Consider the following 19,371-nt stretch of genomic DNA (forward strand, 5'->3'; position numbering starts at 1 on the left):
CCTCACTGGTATTGTACTTCCAGTCTAATCCTCCTACTTTAAGCTTCTTCGGAAGTTGAATTAATGGAAACCATACACCGGACAAGCCGGTGATCCATTTTCTCTCCCACTTTAAGCTTCTTCGGAAGTTGAATTAATGGAAACTATCCACCGGCCGCATCGAGAATTCTTGCCCACCCGCGCTTTAAGCTTCTTCGGAAGTTGAATTAATGGAAACAGAAGTAGTTTTGTTTCCAGCACAAAAATTGCTGGATTCAAGCTTTAAGCTTCTTCGGAAGTTGAATTAATGGAAACAAAAACTTTTTAAGTTTTTTATCAAATTCCCGCTGTGCTTTAAGCTTCTTCGGAAGTTGAATTAATGGAAACCAAAAGATTCTGTCTTCGTCCGGATCAGCCGGAGCAGAATCTTTAAGCTTCTTCGGAAGTTGAATTAATGGAAACCCGTTGATAACTAGCACCTTCCACATCCGCATAAGCACAGGCTTTAAGCTTCTTCGGAAGTTGAATTAATGGAAACTTAACCGCTTTTTCCAGCATCTTGTCACCCATCTTTACTTTAAGCTTCTTCGGAAGTTGAATTAATGGAAACTGTTCTTTTTCCACACTCATAGTTTGAATACTCCGGCTTTAAGCTTCTTCGGAAGTTGAATTAATGGAAACCCGGATTTGGCTTGGGTCGGCGGCGCATCGACCGCAACGACTTTAAGCTTCTTCGGAAGTTGAATTAATGGAAACTAGCTAGAAGCTAGGTAAAAAAACTCACAAACTACCAGGCTTTAAGCTTCTTCGGAAGTTGAATTAATGGAAACACTTGTACCAAATACGCCCATACCAAAAATGTGCAAACTTTAAGCTTCTTCGGAAGTTGAATTAATGGAAACCCTGGTTTGGTGCGGGTGCAGGGGGCGGGGGAGTCATACTTTAAGCTTCTTCGGAAGTTGAATTAATGGAAACGAGCCACTGGTTTTATTCCGGTCGCTTTCCCCACAACAGCTTGCCATAGTTTAGCTGCTCGAAAGTAGTTAACCAGCCTTTCTTTTCTCGATCGTTAGCTGGTAATAATTTCGTTTCGGTTGGCAAATTATCCCGATCTTTAAACAAATACACGCTACCTGGAGGAACGAAGGCGCGTTGAGGTAGGAGTGCAAATTCAGCTTTTCCTCGTTCCTCAGAGTCGAGGAGACGGCGGTGAATGGTGGAAACTCCGCCCCAGAGAATAGCGCGATCGCTTACACATCCTTGCAAATAAGGTTGCCACTCTTGAGGATAAACACCGTAAAGTGGTTGATGAGAAATTCTCATTTCCCCATTACGTTTTTTCTGGATAATTTCTTCCACAGTGAGAGCAAGACCAGGCGTTAACAGGTAAGCAAAATCATGAGATTTTTGTGGGCGATCGGAGTCAGTTAAAAATTTAAGTTGTTGCTCTAATTGTTGAAAGTGGGCATAATTTTCTTCAGAAGATGAAGGTGATGTTAACTTATTAACAATTGCTCGGTGTCCTTCACCGCCCAATCGCACAACTGTTTCCTCTAATAGTTCGCTCAAAGCAGCTAAAAAACACCATCCTGGTTTGAGGCGAATTGCTACTTCCGTGAAATATCCATCTTTCTCTAAAACTTGTCTTGTACCCGATTCAATATGAATATGGGGTAACACTTGAATACCCCAAGGATCTTCAATAAAATCAGATGGTTTCCAATGGTTGTCGTTACCGTTGAGATACTCAATTAAAGCTGCTGCTTTCACCCAAGGTAGAGGTTTTCCCCAATCGCGATTTGGTAAGGGAGGCACCATCGGCGAAATTTGATTTTCATCAAAGCATAAATATTTCCAAGCGGGATCTGTTTGTTTTAGTGGCTGCAATCGCATCACTTTTTCCCAATTACTCGTTGCTTCCTTACGATTAATCTTTTGTCCCTGTTTCCCATCTCGATCTTTTTCAGGATAAAGGCAAACTAAATCTTTGGGAGTTGGTAGCCAAAGAGTATAGTTTTCTTGTAACAAAAACGGGCCAAAAAATTCCAAATTTTTACCCGATTTAGCAGCTGAACGTAGTGCTTGAAAAACAGGAGTAGGCATGGGGGGAAACTGACCTTTAGCCCAAGCTCCATCGCCAGGACTAAAAGGTTTCGACTCTCGAAATAAAAGAATATCCAGTGGGGTTAACGTATACCAATTCATTAGCTATTCTCCTCTTAAGGAAGTAATGTCCATTTTTGCCGTTCTACCATTTTGTCTACCCAAAAGGCACTAAAACGCAGTAATTTACCTAAATCTTCCGGCTTTGTGCCAATGGCTTTTTCTTCTTCTTGAGGAATGGTTTTTACCCAATCTTCCCAAGCATCTAACCATTTGATTAATGATTTTTCCAGATCGGAATTGAGTTTTTTCGATTCATCTCGACGAGAAAGAATTACTTTTGCTGCTTTCGAGAAAAGGTGATAATCGTCGGTGACAACGGCGCGACGCGGCAATTCTTCCGCAAGGCGATAAAGTAAAGGACTCAAATCTTGGTTGTAGTTTTTAACTAAGTCCCACCAAAGTGATAGTAAATGACCTTTCATCAGAGCTTCTAGTTGATTACCCCCGCCATAAATGACTCGAAAACATAGACCATCTTTGGTGGGATTTTCAACTTCAGGATTTTTGCCAAGAAGTTTTTTAGCTCGGTCTTTTTCTGCTTCCCAAAGGCTTTCTAAAACTGTTGGTAATGGAACAGTTTTATAAGCAATTACAATGCCCATACTGATGGTAGCATCGGCTCCCATTGTAAATAATGGACGATCGGGTAATTGAGTGCGATCGCCATCAGGTATTTTCCACTCCGGTTGCCAATATCCTCCTTGTTCGACAAACTTAATATTAGGGTCTTTATCCCCACCAGAATCGGCTTTACCACTCCAAGCTGCTCTTAATGACAAGAGATATTCTGGTAAATCTTCTAATGGCATAATAGCCATGACATCATCGCCACCGCTATAGATAACTTTCCCACAAAAACGCTGTTCGGTTAAGTAAGGAACTAGGCGGTTAGAAAAGTCCAATAAGGCACGATTGAGTCCGACATGAGTAGCGGGTCCCATCCGCTTTTTAGTTTTATTTAATAAGTCATTAAACTCATCTTGATTTGAGATTTCTGGCTCGATTTCTGGCAAAACAATGTAATCCTTGTAATATTTGAGATTTTCTCCAGAAACATAATCACCCATACCATCTCCATCCGCCAGAACAATTGCCCACCAATCGGCGGGACTACCTTCACCAAATTGCATTTTCTGATGAGCTTGTTCTACAAATATTTTTAAAGTCTCCAATTCATTTTTTTGCAATCCCATGTCATCAGCTAACCACTTACTAGAAAACATCGTGCCGTTATACGAGCGATTTTGCGTGGCTGGATCTATGGCGATCGCACTGTCTGTTTTGGGAACTTGAAAAGGTCGTCTCGTTTTGGATTCAAATGCTTTCTTTTGTTCGCGATCGAAGCTAGAACAACCATCAATTCGACTTTTGAGTTCTTGCCAATATTTTTTCACTAAATCAGGCCGATCGCACGCAAATCGAGCAGATGCGATCGAGCTTAAATTAGGAAAGCGAATCCAGGTTTCATAATCTTGGGAACTTGATATATCTATCCCTAAAGATTCTGCTACTCCGCCATATACCCAAGCCATTCGCTTAGTTAATTCCAAGCAATTAAGTTTTTCTGAACCGTTGAACAATCCAGGGTAAGCTTTCTGCATCACGAACCAAAACAAGCGCATAGAACTGGCAGGTAATCCACCACCTTCGCAGAAATCATCGCGATATTTCAGTCGTGGATGTGCAGCGCTAAATTGCCCGGAAATAGTGGAACGTTCGCCCGGTGCAGGTGGAATTTGCCAAGTGCGTAAATTTTTGACAGCGCGTAGAGATTCCCCCAATCTAGCTTGCAAGCTTCCCCACCAAGTTCCTACATTTAGTAATTCATAAGTAGACTTTTCTGGTTCTGATGGAAGCTTTAAATTAGATTGTGCGATCGATGTTTGTGCTGCAATCCAATCTTCTGGGAAAGATTCCGTTTTCAGACGATTAATTTGCATTGCGCGATCGGGATTTCCCAGAGGTATAGCCGTCCAATAAGGTTCCCAAGTGTGATTCAATTGAGCTTCCCACAGTCGATTCCATTCCCAACAACTTGGTTGTTGCCAAGTTTGCAATTCTTCCAGTATGGCAGTCAAATCGGTATTAGGAAAAAAATCTGCGATCGTCGTGAGAAAACGATCGCGCTTCTCAGATTCAGTCAGGGTTTTGTCAAGGTATTCTCTCACCTGCTTCTTAATATTTTCCCGAACTTTTCGACCAATACCTACCCATTCTTTTTTCAATTTTAATGTTAACTCTTTCCCCAATCTTTTGGCGGCTTTTTCTCCAGGTACTAAAGCAATCATAATATTAGGAAAGCCTGCGGTACTTAAAGAGGTAGATACACCTTCATTAAATTTATTAATAGGTGTAGATTGAAAATGTCTTTCAAAGCTTTCCTGAAAAACTGTCGAATCTTTAAACTTTTCCAACATTAAAGCATCGATAATTTCCTGACTCCAAAGTGAAGGAGTAATAATCGCATCCGGCCCATATCGATCGGCAATATGCCAGCAAAGTTTAACCCCTAGATAATGCAACAAATATGAGCCAGCCCAGAAATCTAAAAACTTACGAGAAGATTTTATAAATTCCTGTACTGGTGAGAAACTAAAGATTAGTAAGTAGGGCTGTTCGTGTTTTTTTAAGCCCTCTTTTTGTGTAGTTTCCCAACCTTTCGGAAACATCGCCCCTGCTAAAGCTGAAACAGTGCTTCTATAACTATGCCAAGGACAATCAGGAAGTATTCTGTGAGCGGGAAATAGCAATCCATTTTTATTTTTACTGTTTGCATTTCTCGAACCAACTAATTCAGGATAAAAGCGCCAAAACCACCAAAATAGCTTTTTGGCATTGCCAGTGGAAATTGGTGCGATCGCACTCCGTATATCATCAATTTCCTGCGCGGTTAAATTATCCAAACCACCTACATCTTGGGTCTGTCCGCTGATGGGATGACAGGCTTTTACTGGGGAAGAATTATTAGCTGCTTTCTGTTGCAAATTTACTCTGTCAGAAGAACTAGCAATTTCTGCCGACACTGACCTCTGTTGGTTTTCTCCATTCCACCACCAATTGTCCAATTCTGTTAACTGCGATACGGAAAAACATCCCAGTTTTTGCAAAATTGTATTGTATCTAGCAGGCAGTTCCGAGTCGTGCAATAAGGCGTAGAGTTTGCGTTGATAAAAGCTCATGATCGGTTACTTTGAATCAGAAGGTTAGTAAAGAATCGGATCGACATCAATTACAACAGGACTCATTTGACCTTTCGGTAAAGGATTTCCCTGCCAATCTCTTTGCGAATCCATATATTGCATCCTTCGTCCCGGTGGAATGCAAGCCATAGCCAGCGCAACACTCATCATTTTTGTACCACCCGTAATATCTGCCACTAAAACTTCATCTTTATAGCCAGCTTCGCGAAATATTTTTTCGCCTAATTGACAGAGGCTTGCATAATCATAATCCTTGACAGAAAGGTTTTTGGTATGAATATCAAGTCTTTGTTGACCATATTGGAAGTGCAGATATTTTTCCAAAATCGCCGCTGTAATTTCCGAACCTTTCACGGTGTCGTAACTTTCGCTACAAATCAGCCAAACATCCCGCAAACTACCCTGTTGGATATGATATTCGATTGCTTTTATTTGCGGAAGTAGATTAGAAGATGGCAAACTTATATTATCAAAATCTGCTGCTTGAGGTTGAGGAGAATTGAGCAGCGTATCGAGTAATTGCTTGAGAAGTTTTTCATCTTTAAGAGAAGGATTCATGGGATTATAAGGGCTGAGCAAGAGAATCAAGCCTTTCGCAGGACGCGGACTTTCTTTATTCACAGAGAAAGCCGTTCTTTGCGCTTGTTTCCGGGTGCGCCACCGATCTATTTGCCACCAAACAAGTGCAAATAGGGAGACAAAGATAAATCCTATAGGTTGACCAGCCCAAATCAAAGGTATCATCCCTGATACTATAGTATAGCCTAGAAATTCTAGGGGCGATCGAGGAGAAAAAAAACCTTCAATTTGCGGTAAATTCTTGGATTTTTTGGTGAGCATAAGTTTGAATTAATTGGTAAAGTTTTACGTGAAAGGCCAGAGTTGGATGTAGTTTTGGGGGGATGTGCGATCGCTATACTATTGCTGTGTTGGCGGTTGAACTCCAAATAAATGAACAGCACCAGAGATTTTGGCAAGGTCATTGAGAAATTGCGATCGCAAATGATTAGATCCTGGTCTTTGTCCACCCATAAACAAGCAAACAATTTCTTGACAATTCGTATTTTCTTTTTCATTAGGAATATTCATCCGTTTAATGCTTACCCAAGAACAAAAAGATCCACCATTTCCAGCAATTCCTCCTACATCAATTTTTCGTTTATAAGTTGGTTGATAAATTAGATCAACTCCATCTCCGCGAGTATCTAAGGGATTAGTTTCTTGCCATTCAATATCGACCAATTCAAGAGGTTCATCACTAGGGCCAGGAACTACATAAACCGCACAGCTTTCTGGAGAAAAAACCTCTGCTATAGGATTGTTGTAACCGGAAATAACTCGCTTTGGCCAACGGTTTTGCATAGCATTTCGCCAATCATCATAAGTCTTTTTCCAATCATTCGATGGCGACAAACGATAAGGAACGTCTTTCAACTCATCTGTACCTTTCTTTTTAAGTTTTTGAGTTAAGGTTAGATGAGTACCTCTTGCAGCCTCAAAGTTGCGATCGTTCCTAAAAATATGCAATGGTCGTCGCCAACCTCGTCCTACACCGCCAACACTGACAGCAAATCTGACAATTGGTAGGATAATTTCATTTAAAATTTCGTTGGGTGCGTTTAAAACAAGCCTACCTTTCCAAACGTAAAAAGAGGGTGAATTTTCTGATACTTTTACCTTCTGGATTTTAATCATTTCCGATCGCACACACCCCTTCCGACTATCGGGTTCTAAAATCCCCATTAATTCTGCTAGTGTTAATTTGGCATCATTTTCAGACATTACTCCTAATAAAAATCGCAATACCCAAGAACGTAACCATCCCCGCCAGTGAGAAGGACGTAAATCAGGGTTATTTTGCGTATCTGTGCCATAACATCCTTGGCTGTAAAGAGTAAAATCAAACCGTTTGATTGCATAATCAGGATCGGCTTTAGGTTTGGGTACATCTTTAGTTTTAATCGCACCATAACCAGAAGCAGTGCGACTGCCAACTCCGTATAAACTAAGTCCTTGTTGTACCCATTCCCATACTTCCTCAACCTCTGTTTGTGTAACTTTACCGGGAATACCCCGAATAGCAACAGTTATATTTATAGTGTCTTTACCGTTGCCTAGTGTATAGAAAGATAGAGGCGTGCTTTGGCCTTGATGATAAACTTGAAAAGGCTCTTGGGGATTGACGATATCTAATGTTAACTTGGTGGCATTTTCAGGCCAAGCATCCAAAAACTCAATTTTTCCAGGGTTGATATTTTCGTTATCTTGAAACCCCAAAATTTCCAACATTCTTGGTTTAATTTCCGGCCTTTGCTTTGCCCAAGCTCTCACTAAACCTCGAATAGAAGACCCTGGAATATATCCGTTTAGTGGTAGCACTGGTAATAACTTTAAATTATCACCTACATTGCGTTTATCTTCTGGTCTTCCATTAGTTATTTTCCACGCACCGCAAGGTTCACCCGCAGAAACAATCGTTTCTGCATCGGGATGAGGAAAATAACCAACTTTGGCTCGCCACTGGATAGTAAAAGTGCCTTTTTTGAACAAGCCTTTGTATTTTTCTGACTGTTGCGATCGCGTTTCGTGCTGTTTCTCCAACAGTTCAATTAATCGATTTCCAGAATACATTAATCCTCCTGATAGGCTCTTGCCCAAAAGTTCCAATGATTTGATAAATTCAGAGATTTTCGCCAGTTTGCCATATACTCAGATGGTTGCTGATTAGCTATCCTGACAACTTGTTCCATTAACTCTCTTGCCATCTCATTTGGATCTTCGATTTCCATCAGTTTGGGAGTACCTGGCAGATTAAGTTCATCGATCATTTGCCCTAATAATACTCGCCACACGGGGGCAGTTCTTTGGCGAGTCTTATTATTCTCTTGTGCATTGGATTGATTTACATAACCTACAGCGGATAGCAAACCAAATACTCGCAAATGCTGAGATAGCCGCAAAATGGCATTCAAATCATTTTTATCTATTTTTGACTTATCGCTAATCTCCAGATATTTCTGAATGTGGCGATGAGCATCTAAGCTGATTTGTTCTGGTTTTATTCTGCTAGATTGAGAAGTTGGATTCGCTTCTTGTGCCGCAGGTATAGTATTTGGCGCACTATTAGGCTTATTAAGATTGCCAGAACTTTCCGCAGATGCACTTTGATTGGAAGGATTCGATTTAGAATTTTTGTGTTTTTTAGACATGGCTAACCTCTACATTTGTAGCAATCGATTCAGATTCTGAGAATTTAAAAGTGTCATCGCTAACCCAGCTTTGCACCCAACCTCGCCCTACATTTGCTTGTCCGCCAACTTGCAATAAACCTTCCAACACTTCTATCATTGATTTGTGTTGTAGCTCGGTAACAGGGTTTTCTTTTAGCAAGCGGTAGCCCCAAGTAAAATACAAAATGGTATCTCTGGGAATACAAACATCTGTCCAAAATACTTCCGCCGATCCTGCTTGATTTGCACCTTTTGTTTCCTCCTGAATTTTGTTGCGAACTTGCGTCCAAAGTGAGTGTTCCATTAAAACTTGGAAATCTGCATCTGGCAGGACAATGTGATTTTTTTCCCAATTGGGTTTAACGGAATCTTGCAGTGAAGATGGCCAATCGCCAGCAAGTGCGATCGCATTTTTTTGCTGGTCATTCATAGCGGATACTTCAATCTGTGCATCTGCTACTATGTAAGTACCTGCACGAGTTCCCACAGGTCGATCTGGGAAGGCAACGAATTGTTTATTAGATGCGATCGCATGATCTCTAATTAAAGAGTGACAACTTACCCAAGTGAAAATATCAGCACCGCCTCTTAAAGACATCGTTCGCATGGGAACCCACAGCAAACGCGCATCCCCAAACCAAACTTGATGTACTCCCATTTGACCGTTTTCATCTAGTTCCTTCCCGAATAAAATATCTACTGCTTTTGGATCGAGTAATTTCACTTCATCTCTCAAGCTACCTCGCAAAGAAGAACCTGGTACATAAGGAAAATTGGTATGTACTTCACGGGCAATTTCTAAAATGTTACCCAAATCGCCTTCACCACCACAATGAATAGGTGCGAGACTGTAAAGATAACCAATCCGAAAGTCTTTCATCTTCATTACTCCTGATAAGAAATCCACAACAATTCTGAATAACCTAATTGCCGCCAACGTTTAGCTTGTTCTGTTCCCTCTTCGCTATCCTGAAACAATTCTTGCGGTTGTTGCAAGTAATAAATACTGCCAGCAGGTGCAGCAAATACTTGCGGCGCGGGGACGCTATCGCCTTGATGCCGAAGGCGGCAGCTAATAGGAACGGCTTTATCGGTGGCGATCGCAACTAATTGACCTCGGTTTTGGTTAGGATTGGTAGCGTGGGCTAATTTCCATTCCCAAGGCCATGCCTGACAGATGGCTTTGTTACCATCGTGGAGGCGTTCAAATACTCCTGGTGTAATTAGGTAAGCAAGTTTTCTTCCTCCTGGTGTAAAATTGGATTGCGATCGCGTTTGCAAGTTGTCCCATTGTGCGTCTAATTCCCGACAGCGCTTTAAAATTACGCGATGACCTTCGCCACCAAGTCGTAAGGTAGCTGGGGTGGGAATTTCTCGATCGACTCCAATAGCTAAACTCCAATCTTTTTTCAGTCGGATGGCGTTTTCCACGAAGTAACCATCCGCGTCTTTGACTTGGCGCGTACCTTCAAGAAGGGCATTGTGCGATCGCGTCTCGATGGCCCAAGGTTGGCTTTCTCCTTCTTCTTTCACCAACCAATCTTCTGGGCTGATTTTACCTGTTTCGAGATATTCGCTTACTATATCATAAGGTAAAAATTGCCGATATTTGAAGGATTTTCGCTCGAATTCTTCTTCATTTTCGCTATCTTTGTCGGGTGGGTACGGACGCGATAACGGGCATGGTTGTTGTTTATCCCATAGGGCGTTATTTAGAGGCGACTTTTTATTCCAAGCGATGGGAATTAACGGGATAATACCGTCAAATCCTAAAGGTCGGGGCAAGTATAGAATTTGCTCTTGGTAGCAGAAGAATGGCCCTTTTAATTGAAAGTTAACTTTGTCGCCCAAGAGTCCGCGTAATGCACCTGCGATCGCATGGCCGTTGGGCGGGAAACTGCTACTCGCCCACGCCCTTTCGCCTGGAGTAAATGGTTTGGCATCGCGGAACATTAATACGTCTAATGAAATTAGATTATACCACAACATTGGCTTGCTTTCTTAATTGGATTTGACGATTTCGGAGCGTAAAGGCAGCTATTTTTAACCAGCTTTGCATTTGGCTATCTAGGTTTTCTGTCTGGGTAGTATTCCATAACTTATCGATGAAATCTGTTAGTTTTTGCTGAAATTTATTTTTGGCATTCTCATCGGATTTGAAGAAGTCGCGGCGGCTGCAAAAGGCTTTTGTCCAAGGTGCGATCGCTTCTTTTACCGGAATACGATGTTGCGTTAAAAGTTGGGCTGCTTGTTCAAATATCGCACTGTCTAAGTTTGGTGTGGCAGTTAGCAATTGTTGCCATTCTCGGAAAGTGTCGAATTTAGCGGTAGCTTTTAGAATGTTGCCGTTTCCGTAAATTATCCTGACTTGAACGGCATCTTTTGTGATATAATTTTTATCAACATATTTGTGTTCTTTTGCTTCTGATTCAGCTAACCAGAGATTTTCTAAGGCAATGGCTAAAGGGACGGAATAATGGGCGATAATAATACCGAAACTGATGGTAGCTTCATGTCCCATCGTGAACAGGGGACGCTGGGATAAACCTGATGGTAATTCGGATCGATCGCAATTCCAATACCAGTAATCACCATCGCGATCGAAATACTTTCCTTCGTTATTTTCCTCTCCTGCAAACGGGTCTTCAAATCCTCGAAAACATTGCCGAATATCCCACAACCATTTATCCCATTCCCAAAGATTTGTATAAGCTAAAACATCATCGCCACCACTGTAAATTAACCTGCCCGCATAACGTTGTTCTGTGAGATAAGGAACTAATTGATTCGAGAAATCTAATAAAGCGCGACTGAGGGCGTTGTGAGTGGATGGCCCCATGCGTTTCGGCAATTCTAAAAACTTTTGGAAACTTTCTCCTTTAGTTGCTAAATCCGAGGCAATATAGTGACGGTAACTTTTTAGTTTCTCCCCTTTCAACCATTTACTCATATTATCGCCGTCGCCAGCGGCTAGCACGTACCAATCGGCTGGGTTATTATTGGGATAGTAATCGTCTATGACTTTTTGGACTTGCTGGCGATATTCAATTTTGATTTTGTTGTCGTTACCGATATCTTCTGTTGGCAAATCTTCCACTAACCAACCTGCATTTAGCAAGCGAGGATGAGATTTTTTCGGGGAAGGATTGCTATCTATCCAGGGAATACCCCACTTACTCCTCATATCTGCGATCGCATTTTTCGCCCAATCAAATTCCTTTAAGATAGCTTGACAAGCAGCATCGAAATTTTGCTGATGGTTGATATCGCCAGCATTCACTTTCAAATATCCCGCCACGCCTGCGGTTAAGTCCGGGTAAGAAGCGACAATTTCATCTTCTGATATCCCTAACAGTTCGGGTAATACTTTTTCTAAAGTGCGTTTGACTATTTCCGTCGCATTCAATTGTTCTCTACCATCAAATAAACCAACTCGTTGCTGCCAATATTTTTTCGTTTCTCCTTCCGTTATCCAATCAGCGCCGGGATGGACAACTGGCCCTAAACCGGATATAGTAGAACGAGGGCCGAAAGCAGTGGGAATTTGCCAAGTACGGGCATTTTTGACGGCGGCTAAGGCAAAGCGAGTTTGGTCGAAAATTTTTGGCCACCAAGAACCAACATTCACGCTAAATTTTCTGCCTTGTTTCTCTAAACGTTGTTGGTATGCTTCCCGGAGAAAGGCGATTTCGTTATCGTGAAATAAGTTATCTTTTTGGTTGGTAACGTAAGCTTGATTTTGCGCGTCTAGCCAAAGTTGAAATTCGGTTTCCCTTTCCTTCGGAATGGCAGCATTTTTCAGTTCTTCCCCTTCTTTCCCAATCGGTACTGCACTCCAGTAAGTTTGCCATTGGCTGTTCAGCCAGCCGAACCAAGTGCTACTATTAGGTTGTAAATCTGGCATCCATTTTCTATTATTTTGCAATTCGTCGAGAACTCGGTTACCTAAGTCGCGCCAAGCTTCTTTGACAATTTGTTTGGCAGTTTGCATCGCATCGGCTACCTTATCTTTTGGTAGCACTAATACCAAAACATTGGGAAATCCGGCGGTGAGGAGAGAACGGGAATTTGGTTTTTTTATCCAATCTTGGAATTCGGGATATTTTTGCAGCAACCACAAATCAATTAACGGTTGCTGGTACAAACTGGGATATATTAAAGTATCGGGGCCGTATTGCAGGGCGAGTTTCCAGCTAAGTGTGGCGGAAATATAGTGCAACAGCCAAGAACCTGCCCAAAAATCGCGTGTTTTGCGACTGGCTTTGATTAATTCTTGCACAGGGGTAAAGCTGAAGCTGACAAGATAAGGATGGGATAAGGTTTTGTCCGATGGCCATTTTTTCTCGATGTCGGCGGGTGTGAGATGGTATCCTGCTAACGCACCTGCTAAAGCGGCGGTGATGCTGGCGTGACTCCAGATGGAACTGTCGGGAAGGCGCGTTTCGGCTGGCATTAGCAGGAGGGTGTTATCTTGTAGTTGCTGACAGGCGGCTTCTGGCAAACAGCGCCACAACCACCAAAACAAACATTTGATATCTTGTTTGGCGATGTTTGGTATTTTTTGTAGCAGTTCGGTTTCTTGGTTTTGGAGATAATTTTGTCGATCGCACATTACTTCTTCATGCGCTTTTACTTTCCAGCGCAGTTTTTCCCCGGATAGCAGGTGGGAAATTTCCAAGCCGTTTTGATTGTAGTTGATGCTGTCCGTGACGCTACCGATCGCACCTCTGTCACTAGCCGATGCGATATAATCTGCCAAGTGGATGTGTTCGAGAATTTTCTTCCCCGATTCTTCGGGATTCCAACTTTTTTCTTTCCACTCTTGCATCACTTCCAGCTGTTGCCAGAAGCTATTTCCGCCACGTCCGTCGTTATTGTGCAATGCTTTGAAAATGGGGTCGTGTAGCAGTCCCCAAATTTTCGCTTGCCAGTATGCTTGCGACACGAATTTATCCTTATATATATAGTGGTTCAATGGCAGCAATTTGCGATCGGCAAGTGCGGGGATGAATATTTCTTTACTCTCCCATTCCGCACTCTCCTGTATTGCACTGTATCAAGCATTGCTCTAATTTTGCCCGAATAAGCAAATATCCAGATTCTTTTAATGTCTATGCCTAGAAGCTTGTGCTGGTCAGGGTTTGGGAAGCTTGCACAATTTTTAATGATTATTGGCTTTTGGTTGACAAATTTGTGCGATCGTGCTTTGCGGAAAATGGGGCAATAACTCAGAATCAGTTTTTGTATAGGCTTCACAGCATATTTCCTTTCTACTTTCTGCTTAAGAATGAAGCAAAGTCCTGATATGTGACACTCTAGCGGCTACCTTGAGGATATCAATAAGATTGGTAAAGCCAAGAATAATCAAAATTTATATTGAAATCAAAATAATAAATAAAAATTTATTATTTTATCTTGGAAATTTTGTCACATTGGAATATCCCAGTCACAACATAGAGGAGGTTATGGTTATGAAATTCATTTCTCAAATACAAGAGGAGCAAGCAAATATTTCTGGCACCATCTTAAAATTGGTTCAAGAGTACTACAAGTTAGCTATCCTTCCACACCTATCTGAAGATGATGCGGAAGGCATGGCAACTTTACTAGAATTAGCGGTGTATGACGATGAGCTAAACTTCTGGCTCAAAAAGGTCGATTGTTTCGTAGCTCATGAGTTAGGCTAGTTTGGAGAGTAGTCGCGACGATCCGAACATTAGAGAAACAAGTTAAAGATTTTGTACTGCTGTCAATGAGTATTAATACTCGTTATTTAGGAGGAATAAATTTATGAGCTAAAACTTACTATTCAGGCACTACACAATTTTTCATTCGATTATCTTTTCCATCGACTGAAAATATTGTGAACTTGACATCTGTTCAAAATCAATTAACAGCAAGAAAACAATGGAATTGAATAGCTCAACCTTAGCAGACTTGAAAATTTTTTTTAGATATCGTCTGCAACAATTTGGCTTGCTAGGTTCCCATGAGCCAGATGATGTAATCAATGAATCTATCGTGCGTTTAGATCGTGCGATTAAAGCAGGAAAACAAATTCTAAATCTGGAAGCCTGGATTCGTGTTACTGGCTTGAACTACATACGTGAACTCAGCAGAAAGCAAAAAAAATGTCAAGCATTCGATCCTTTTGAACTTGATAAGCATACAGAGAGCGAACAATGCGACTTTATTTTAGAAGAGGCAGACACTTCAGAGCATAGGAAAGTTCGCGAGGCACTTCAGGAATTAAAACCACAAGAACGGGAGATTTTGGAATTACGCTTTTTTGAAAAATTGTCTTGGCAAGACATAGCTCAATACCTAGCTAACAAAGGTAACTGTGCCACTGTTGACGCTTTACGTAAAAAGGGAGAGCGAGCAATTAAACGGCTTAGAAAAGTGTTTTTAAGTAAATATTTCTGATCGCGGAATTTGCAAGTTAGATGTCAGGCTGGTAGTTTTGTTTATCCACAATTATTACTCAGCTAATAAAAAGCCCGGTTATAACCGGGCTTTTTATTAATGTCCCCAAAAGACATTATGTACTTGACATCTTTTCAACATCAATTAGATGTGTTCGTTTCCATTCAACTAATTTCTCCTTTTTAGGAGAGTCTATAAATCTTAGCATATATAGAGCTAAGACGAGTCTTTGCCTTCAACAAAATTTGCTTGAAGTTAAGGAATTGCTTGCGATACCTTAACTTCAAGCTTACTTAGTATTTTCTATTTTGTATTTTTTTCAGTACTTCCGCAATTTTGTCGTATTTATCTTCATTATGTTTCGCAAATTGCGCGTCAACAATTTCGCAAACGATCCAAACCGTTGCTGTAATTGTGCCACTGAGTACGGCGTTACTGGAGTAAACTGAAACAATCCCTGTACAACTAATACCTACTACCTTCCAAAACAAGATAACATTATGAATGGTACGATGTTTACCTTGGTTTTGATAACGTACAAACTTGGTTAGGTCAGGTTTTTTGAGTTCTTTGAGTTTGCTCATATATTACCTATCACGCTTCGATCCATTAATAGTCAAATTTGGAAACAAGCACAGTGTCCAAATCTTTCTACATATAAGTGAACTTACTTTCGTTATGTGACATTTAACAGTAGGCATTGCTTGACAAATTTGTGCGATCGTGCTTGGAAAACAAACCCAGTGAAAGCAGGAGTTACCGAGTTTCTGAGCGCTTCTGGTGTCAGGCATATCGGCTACAATTTCATCATGCTTTTCTTTTAATATCGAATGACTGTATTTCCTTACGACCAATTTGCCAAAGACTATCTCAAAGAATTGTTAGCACCATTGGGAGAAGTAAAAACAAGTCAAAATATCGCTGGTGAAGTGAGGGAGATTGATGTTTGGTTTGTACCTGCGGCGCAAGCTGGGAATGCAACCGCATTGGGATTGCTAGCGCGTTTAGCGGCGACATCGGCGATTTTTGAACCTTTTCGGAATGCGATCGATCTTGGTGACGTGCGTAGCTGTATCGGCAAATTGTTCGATCTTTTTGCTTTTTTAGAACGTCAAGCAAGACGAAAAAATAGCCGTCTTGAAGAGACAGACTTACCTCACCTGTGGATTATTTCTCCCACGGCATCGGAGTCCCTATTGACAGGTTTTGGAGCTACACTTGATGTAAACAACCCGGTCAGTGGGGTTTATGCGTTTCCTCCACATTGGAAAGGGGGAATTGTGGTGATTCACCAACTACCACAGACGCCAGAAACGCTTTGGTTGCGAATTTTAGGAAAAGGGAGAGTACAGCAACAAGCAATTGATGAATTAGCAGCACTTCCAGAAAATGACTTGTTTCGGGGTGCAGTGTTGGAATTGTTAAGTAACCTCAAGGCTATATTAGAGGTAAAACAAAATTTAGAACCGGAGGAACGAGATTTAGTTATGCGGTTGTCACCACTTTACGAACAACGTCTAGCTGAAGCTACTCAGCAAGGTATCGAACAAGGGATCGAGCGCGGTATTCAGCAAGGTATTGAACAAGGGATTGAACGCGGTATCCAGCAAGGTATTGGGCAAGGCGTTCGCCAAGGACAGCGAATTTTTGTGGAAAATTTGTTGAGAGCTAAATTTGGCGATTTGGATGAGGAATTAAGGGCAATTATTGAGCCTTTGTTGGCTTTGCCGCCAGAAGATTCTACTGCTTTATTGCTGCAATTATCCCGTGAGGAGTTGTTAGCTAGGTTTAATTAGGTTCGGTGAGTTTAAAAATTAGGAACCGGGTTTCTTAAAGGAATCCGGTTTCTCGATTAATATGCTAGATTTAGCTAAAATTTAGAACCGGAGGAGCGAGATTTAATTATGCGGTTGTCACCACTTTACGAACAACGTCTAGCTGAAGCTACTCAGCAAGGTATCGAACAAGGTATCGAACAAGGGATCGAACAAGGGATCGAACAAGGTGTTCGCCAAGGACAGCGAATTTTTGTGGAAAATTTGTTGAGGGCTAAATTTGGCGATTTGGATGAGGAATTAACGGCAATTATTGAGCCTTTGTTGGCATTACCGCCAGCAGATTCCACGGCTTTGTTGCTAAATTCATCTCGTGAGGAATTGTTGGCTAGGTTTAATTAGGTTTTGTCTGTTGAAAAAAAGAAACCCGGTTTCGTAATAGTTACCGGGTTTCTCTGTTTTGTTATTTCCACAACTAATTTCCCTAGCGAGTAGGGAGATATCCAGTAACAGAAGATGATTATATTGCGGATGAACGTTTCCATTCAACTAATTTCCCTAGCGAGTAGGGAGGTATTGCACCTGTACCACCATAATTAGGGTCAATGTTTCCATTCAACTAATTTCCCTAGCGAGTAGGGAGTGGAGAGTAAATCATGTTGTATATCAGCACTTCTTACAGTTTCCATTCAACTAATTTCCCTAGCGAGTAGGGAGTCAAAAACAACTTCAACAACAGCAACAAGAAATGGAGTTTCCATTCAACTAATTTCCCTAGCGAGTAGGGAGGTATTTTGTAGGGTTCATGGTTATAAAGTTCCTCTGAATTGTTTCCATTCAACTAATTTCCCTAGCGAGTAGGGAGGCTTAAAAATCGAAGGACAAAGCAATGGAAAAATTCAAGTTTCCATTCAACTAATTTCCCTAGCGAGTAGGGAGAACTTAGGATTTGACGAACTCGATGATTTCGACGCTTTCAAGTTTCCATTCAACTAATTTCCCTAGCGAGTAGGGAGTGTATAATTGCTTGGCTACGTTCTTCTTCGCTCCAGTTTCCATTCAACTAATTTCCCTAGCGAGTAGGGAGCTTAAAGATCCTCGCTCCGGTAAATTTATTGAGCGGTTTCCATTCAACTAATTTCCCTAGCGAGTAGGGAGTTGATATTCTCGGCGCCTTCAAGGTTCATGTGGAAGGCAGTTTCCATTCAACTAATTTCCCTAGCGAGTAGGGAGAACGGTAATAAAGACGAGGGAAACAGCGTATCTGTATCAAAACGTTTCCATTCAACTAATTTCCCTAGCGAGTAGGGAGATCAGCCGGTTTTTAATATCGAAAATGACTGGGCAATTTTTGTTTCCATTCAACTAATTTCCCTAGCGAGTAGGGAGAACGGGCCAAACAACTAATCAAAGAAGTGGAAGCCTTAAGTTTCCATTCAACTAATTTCCCTAGCGAGTAGGGAGAATTTGTTCGTCTTCGCGTCGGTTTCTCATCTTCGTTTCCATTCAACTAATTTCCCTAGCGAGTAGGGAGCTAATTATGGAGAAAACAGCAGTTTAGCGCGATGTTTCCATTCAACTAATTTCCCTAGCGAGTAGGGAGTCCCATTCGAGCATCGGTTGTGCCTTCTGTATCCAAAAAGTTTCCATTCAACTAATTTCCCTAGCGAGTAGGGAGAGAAAAGAGGCGATCGCGCAAACCTCAGTGGTGCAGACCTCTATGGTGCAATTTCCATTCAACTAATTTCCCTAGCGAGTAGGGAGCATTGACAACTTCGATTACCATCCGTCGATCGTTCCATTGATATTTCCATTCAACTAATTTCCCTAGCGAGTAGGGAGTTCAGCGGTTACAGAAAGCGATCGAACAGTTAGAAGATTTCCATTCAACTAATTTCCCTAGCGAGTAGGGAGCATCATTGCCTGTCGATGTACTTGCGACAGTCAAATTGATTTCCATTCAACTAATTTCCCTAGCGAGTAGGGAGAAGGTGAACTACCAGTATTTGGTGGCGAACCAAAATATTTCCATTCAACTAATTTCCCTAGCGAGTAGGGAGGTGGGACTGACTTAGGTAAGCTGGGAGAATTGCAGTATTTCCATTCAACTAATTTCCCTAGCGAGTAGGGAGCCTCAGAGGTGCAGACCTCGGTGGCGCAGACCTCAGCGGCGATTTCCATTCAACTAATTTCCCTAGCGAGTAGGGAGATCAATGACGCCTACCTATGCTGGATTGGTTCCGGCTATTTCCATTCAACTAATTTCCCTAGCGAGTAGGGAGGCCACCAGCAGCACCGCGCTGGCCGGCAGTGCCACCAGCATTTCCATTCAACTAATTTCCCTAGCGAGTAGGGAGCAGAAATCAATACAGCTATGACCAGTGCAGTAGACGAGTATTTCCATTCAACTAATTTCCCTAGCGAGTAGGGAGAATATTGGCAGGTGGTGGAAGCCAATACCCAGATGATATTTCCATTCAACTAATTTCCCTAGCGAGTAGGGAGAGAAGCAAATTGCGGCGATCGTATCTGCGATCGCACTCCCTACTATTTCCATTCAACTAATTTCCCTAGCGAGTAGGGAGGCATCTTCTC

14 protein-coding genes and 2 CRISPR repeat arrays (1 of these 16 only partly in view) are annotated in these 19,371 nt (G+C 41.7%); of the genes, 5 read left to right on the forward strand and 9 right to left on the reverse strand.

Annotated elements, in window-relative coordinates:
• Positions 1–954: a CRISPR direct-repeat array (repeat unit 35 nt; unit sequence CTTTAAGCTTCTTCGGAAGTTGAATTAATGGAAAC) (it extends 702 nt beyond the left edge of the window).
• 12 nt (positions 955–966) lie between these two features.
• From ACE1CD_RS01480 to cas10 (ACE1CD_RS01515), 8 genes are all read right to left on the reverse strand, one after another.
• Positions 967–2,184: a type III-B CRISPR module-associated Cmr3 family protein gene (locus ACE1CD_RS01480; RefSeq protein WP_374821025.1), complete on the reverse strand. Its 1,218-nt coding sequence runs from the start codon at positions 2,182–2,184 to the stop codon at positions 967–969.
• 14 nt (positions 2,185–2,198) lie between these two features.
• The gene (gene cas10 / locus ACE1CD_RS01485; protein ID WP_374821028.1) at positions 2,199–5,324 is read right to left on the reverse strand and encodes a type III-B CRISPR-associated protein Cas10/Cmr2; all 3,126 of its coding nucleotides are present in this window, start codon (positions 5,322–5,324) and stop codon (positions 2,199–2,201) included.
• Between the two features lie 24 nt (positions 5,325–5,348).
• Positions 5,349–6,185 carry a hypothetical protein gene (locus tag ACE1CD_RS01490; RefSeq protein ID WP_374821031.1) on the reverse strand — a complete coding sequence of 279 codons (837 nt, stop codon included), beginning with the start codon at positions 6,183–6,185 and terminating at the stop codon, positions 5,349–5,351.
• Between the two features lie 78 nt (positions 6,186–6,263).
• The gene (locus ACE1CD_RS01495; RefSeq protein ID WP_374821034.1) at positions 6,264–7,976 is read right to left on the reverse strand and encodes an RAMP superfamily CRISPR-associated protein; all 1,713 of its coding nucleotides are present in this window, start codon (positions 7,974–7,976) and stop codon (positions 6,264–6,266) included.
• Positions 7,976–8,554 (reverse strand): hypothetical protein, encoded by a 579-nt coding sequence (locus ACE1CD_RS01500; protein WP_374821037.1) that lies wholly within the window; start codon positions 8,552–8,554, stop codon positions 7,976–7,978. Before ACE1CD_RS01500 ends, ACE1CD_RS01495 begins: the two co-directional genes overlap by 1 nt.
• Complete coding sequence (gene cmr4, locus ACE1CD_RS01505) at positions 8,547–9,455, reverse strand: type III-B CRISPR module RAMP protein Cmr4 (RefSeq protein ID WP_374821040.1); 909 nt, start codon at positions 9,453–9,455, stop codon at positions 8,547–8,549. The genes ACE1CD_RS01500 and cmr4 overlap by 8 nt, the downstream gene beginning before the upstream one ends.
• 5 nt (positions 9,456–9,460) lie before the next feature.
• On the reverse strand, positions 9,461–10,564 hold the full coding sequence (locus ACE1CD_RS01510; protein WP_374821043.1) for a type III-B CRISPR module-associated Cmr3 family protein: 1,104 nt from the start codon (positions 10,562–10,564) through the stop codon (positions 9,461–9,463).
• On the reverse strand, positions 10,551–13,520 hold the full coding sequence (gene cas10 / locus ACE1CD_RS01515) for a type III-B CRISPR-associated protein Cas10/Cmr2 (RefSeq protein ID WP_374821046.1): 2,970 nt from the start codon (positions 13,518–13,520) through the stop codon (positions 10,551–10,553). Before cas10 (ACE1CD_RS01515) ends, ACE1CD_RS01510 begins: the two co-directional genes overlap by 14 nt.
• Before the next feature lie 526 nt (positions 13,521–14,046).
• Between cas10 (ACE1CD_RS01515) and ACE1CD_RS01520 the strand changes: the two genes are divergently transcribed.
• Both ACE1CD_RS01520 and ACE1CD_RS01525 read left to right on the forward strand, forming a co-directional pair.
• The gene (locus tag ACE1CD_RS01520; RefSeq protein WP_374821049.1) at positions 14,047–14,262 is read left to right on the forward strand and encodes a hypothetical protein; all 216 of its coding nucleotides are present in this window, start codon (positions 14,047–14,049) and stop codon (positions 14,260–14,262) included.
• A 220-nt stretch (positions 14,263–14,482) separates the two neighbouring features.
• The gene (locus ACE1CD_RS01525; protein WP_374821052.1) at positions 14,483–15,001 is read left to right on the forward strand and encodes a sigma-70 family RNA polymerase sigma factor; all 519 of its coding nucleotides are present in this window, start codon (positions 14,483–14,485) and stop codon (positions 14,999–15,001) included.
• Between the two features lie 293 nt (positions 15,002–15,294).
• On the opposite strand, the gene ACE1CD_RS01530 is transcribed toward ACE1CD_RS01525, so the two are convergent.
• Positions 15,295–15,585: a hypothetical protein gene (locus tag ACE1CD_RS01530; protein ID WP_374821055.1), complete on the reverse strand. Its 291-nt coding sequence runs from the start codon at positions 15,583–15,585 to the stop codon at positions 15,295–15,297.
• A 96-nt stretch (positions 15,586–15,681) separates the two neighbouring features.
• On the opposite strand from ACE1CD_RS01530, the gene ACE1CD_RS01535 reads away from it, so the two are divergent.
• The 3 genes from ACE1CD_RS01535 (at position 15,682) to ACE1CD_RS01545 (ending at position 17,178) form a co-directional block, all read left to right on the forward strand.
• Positions 15,682–15,825: a hypothetical protein gene (locus tag ACE1CD_RS01535; protein ID WP_374821058.1), complete on the forward strand. Its 144-nt coding sequence runs from the start codon at positions 15,682–15,684 to the stop codon at positions 15,823–15,825.
• A 6-nt stretch (positions 15,826–15,831) separates the two neighbouring features.
• On the forward strand, positions 15,832–16,797 hold the full coding sequence (locus ACE1CD_RS01540; protein ID WP_374821061.1) for a hypothetical protein: 966 nt from the start codon (positions 15,832–15,834) through the stop codon (positions 16,795–16,797).
• Positions 16,798–16,905: 108 nt separating this feature from the next.
• Positions 16,906–17,178 (forward strand): hypothetical protein, encoded by a 273-nt coding sequence (locus ACE1CD_RS01545; RefSeq protein WP_374821064.1) that lies wholly within the window; start codon positions 16,906–16,908, stop codon positions 17,176–17,178.
• Positions 17,179–17,240: 62 nt separating this feature from the next.
• Positions 17,241–19,361: direct repeats of the CRISPR family, unit length 35 nt; unit sequence TTTCCATTCAACTAATTTCCCTAGCGAGTAGGGAG.
• Positions 19,362–19,371: the final 10 nt, after the last annotated feature.

The organism is Aerosakkonema sp. BLCC-F183 (assembly GCF_041929145.1).
In the GTDB taxonomy this organism is placed as follows: domain Bacteria; phylum Cyanobacteriota; class Cyanobacteriia; order Cyanobacteriales; family Aerosakkonemataceae; genus Aerosakkonema.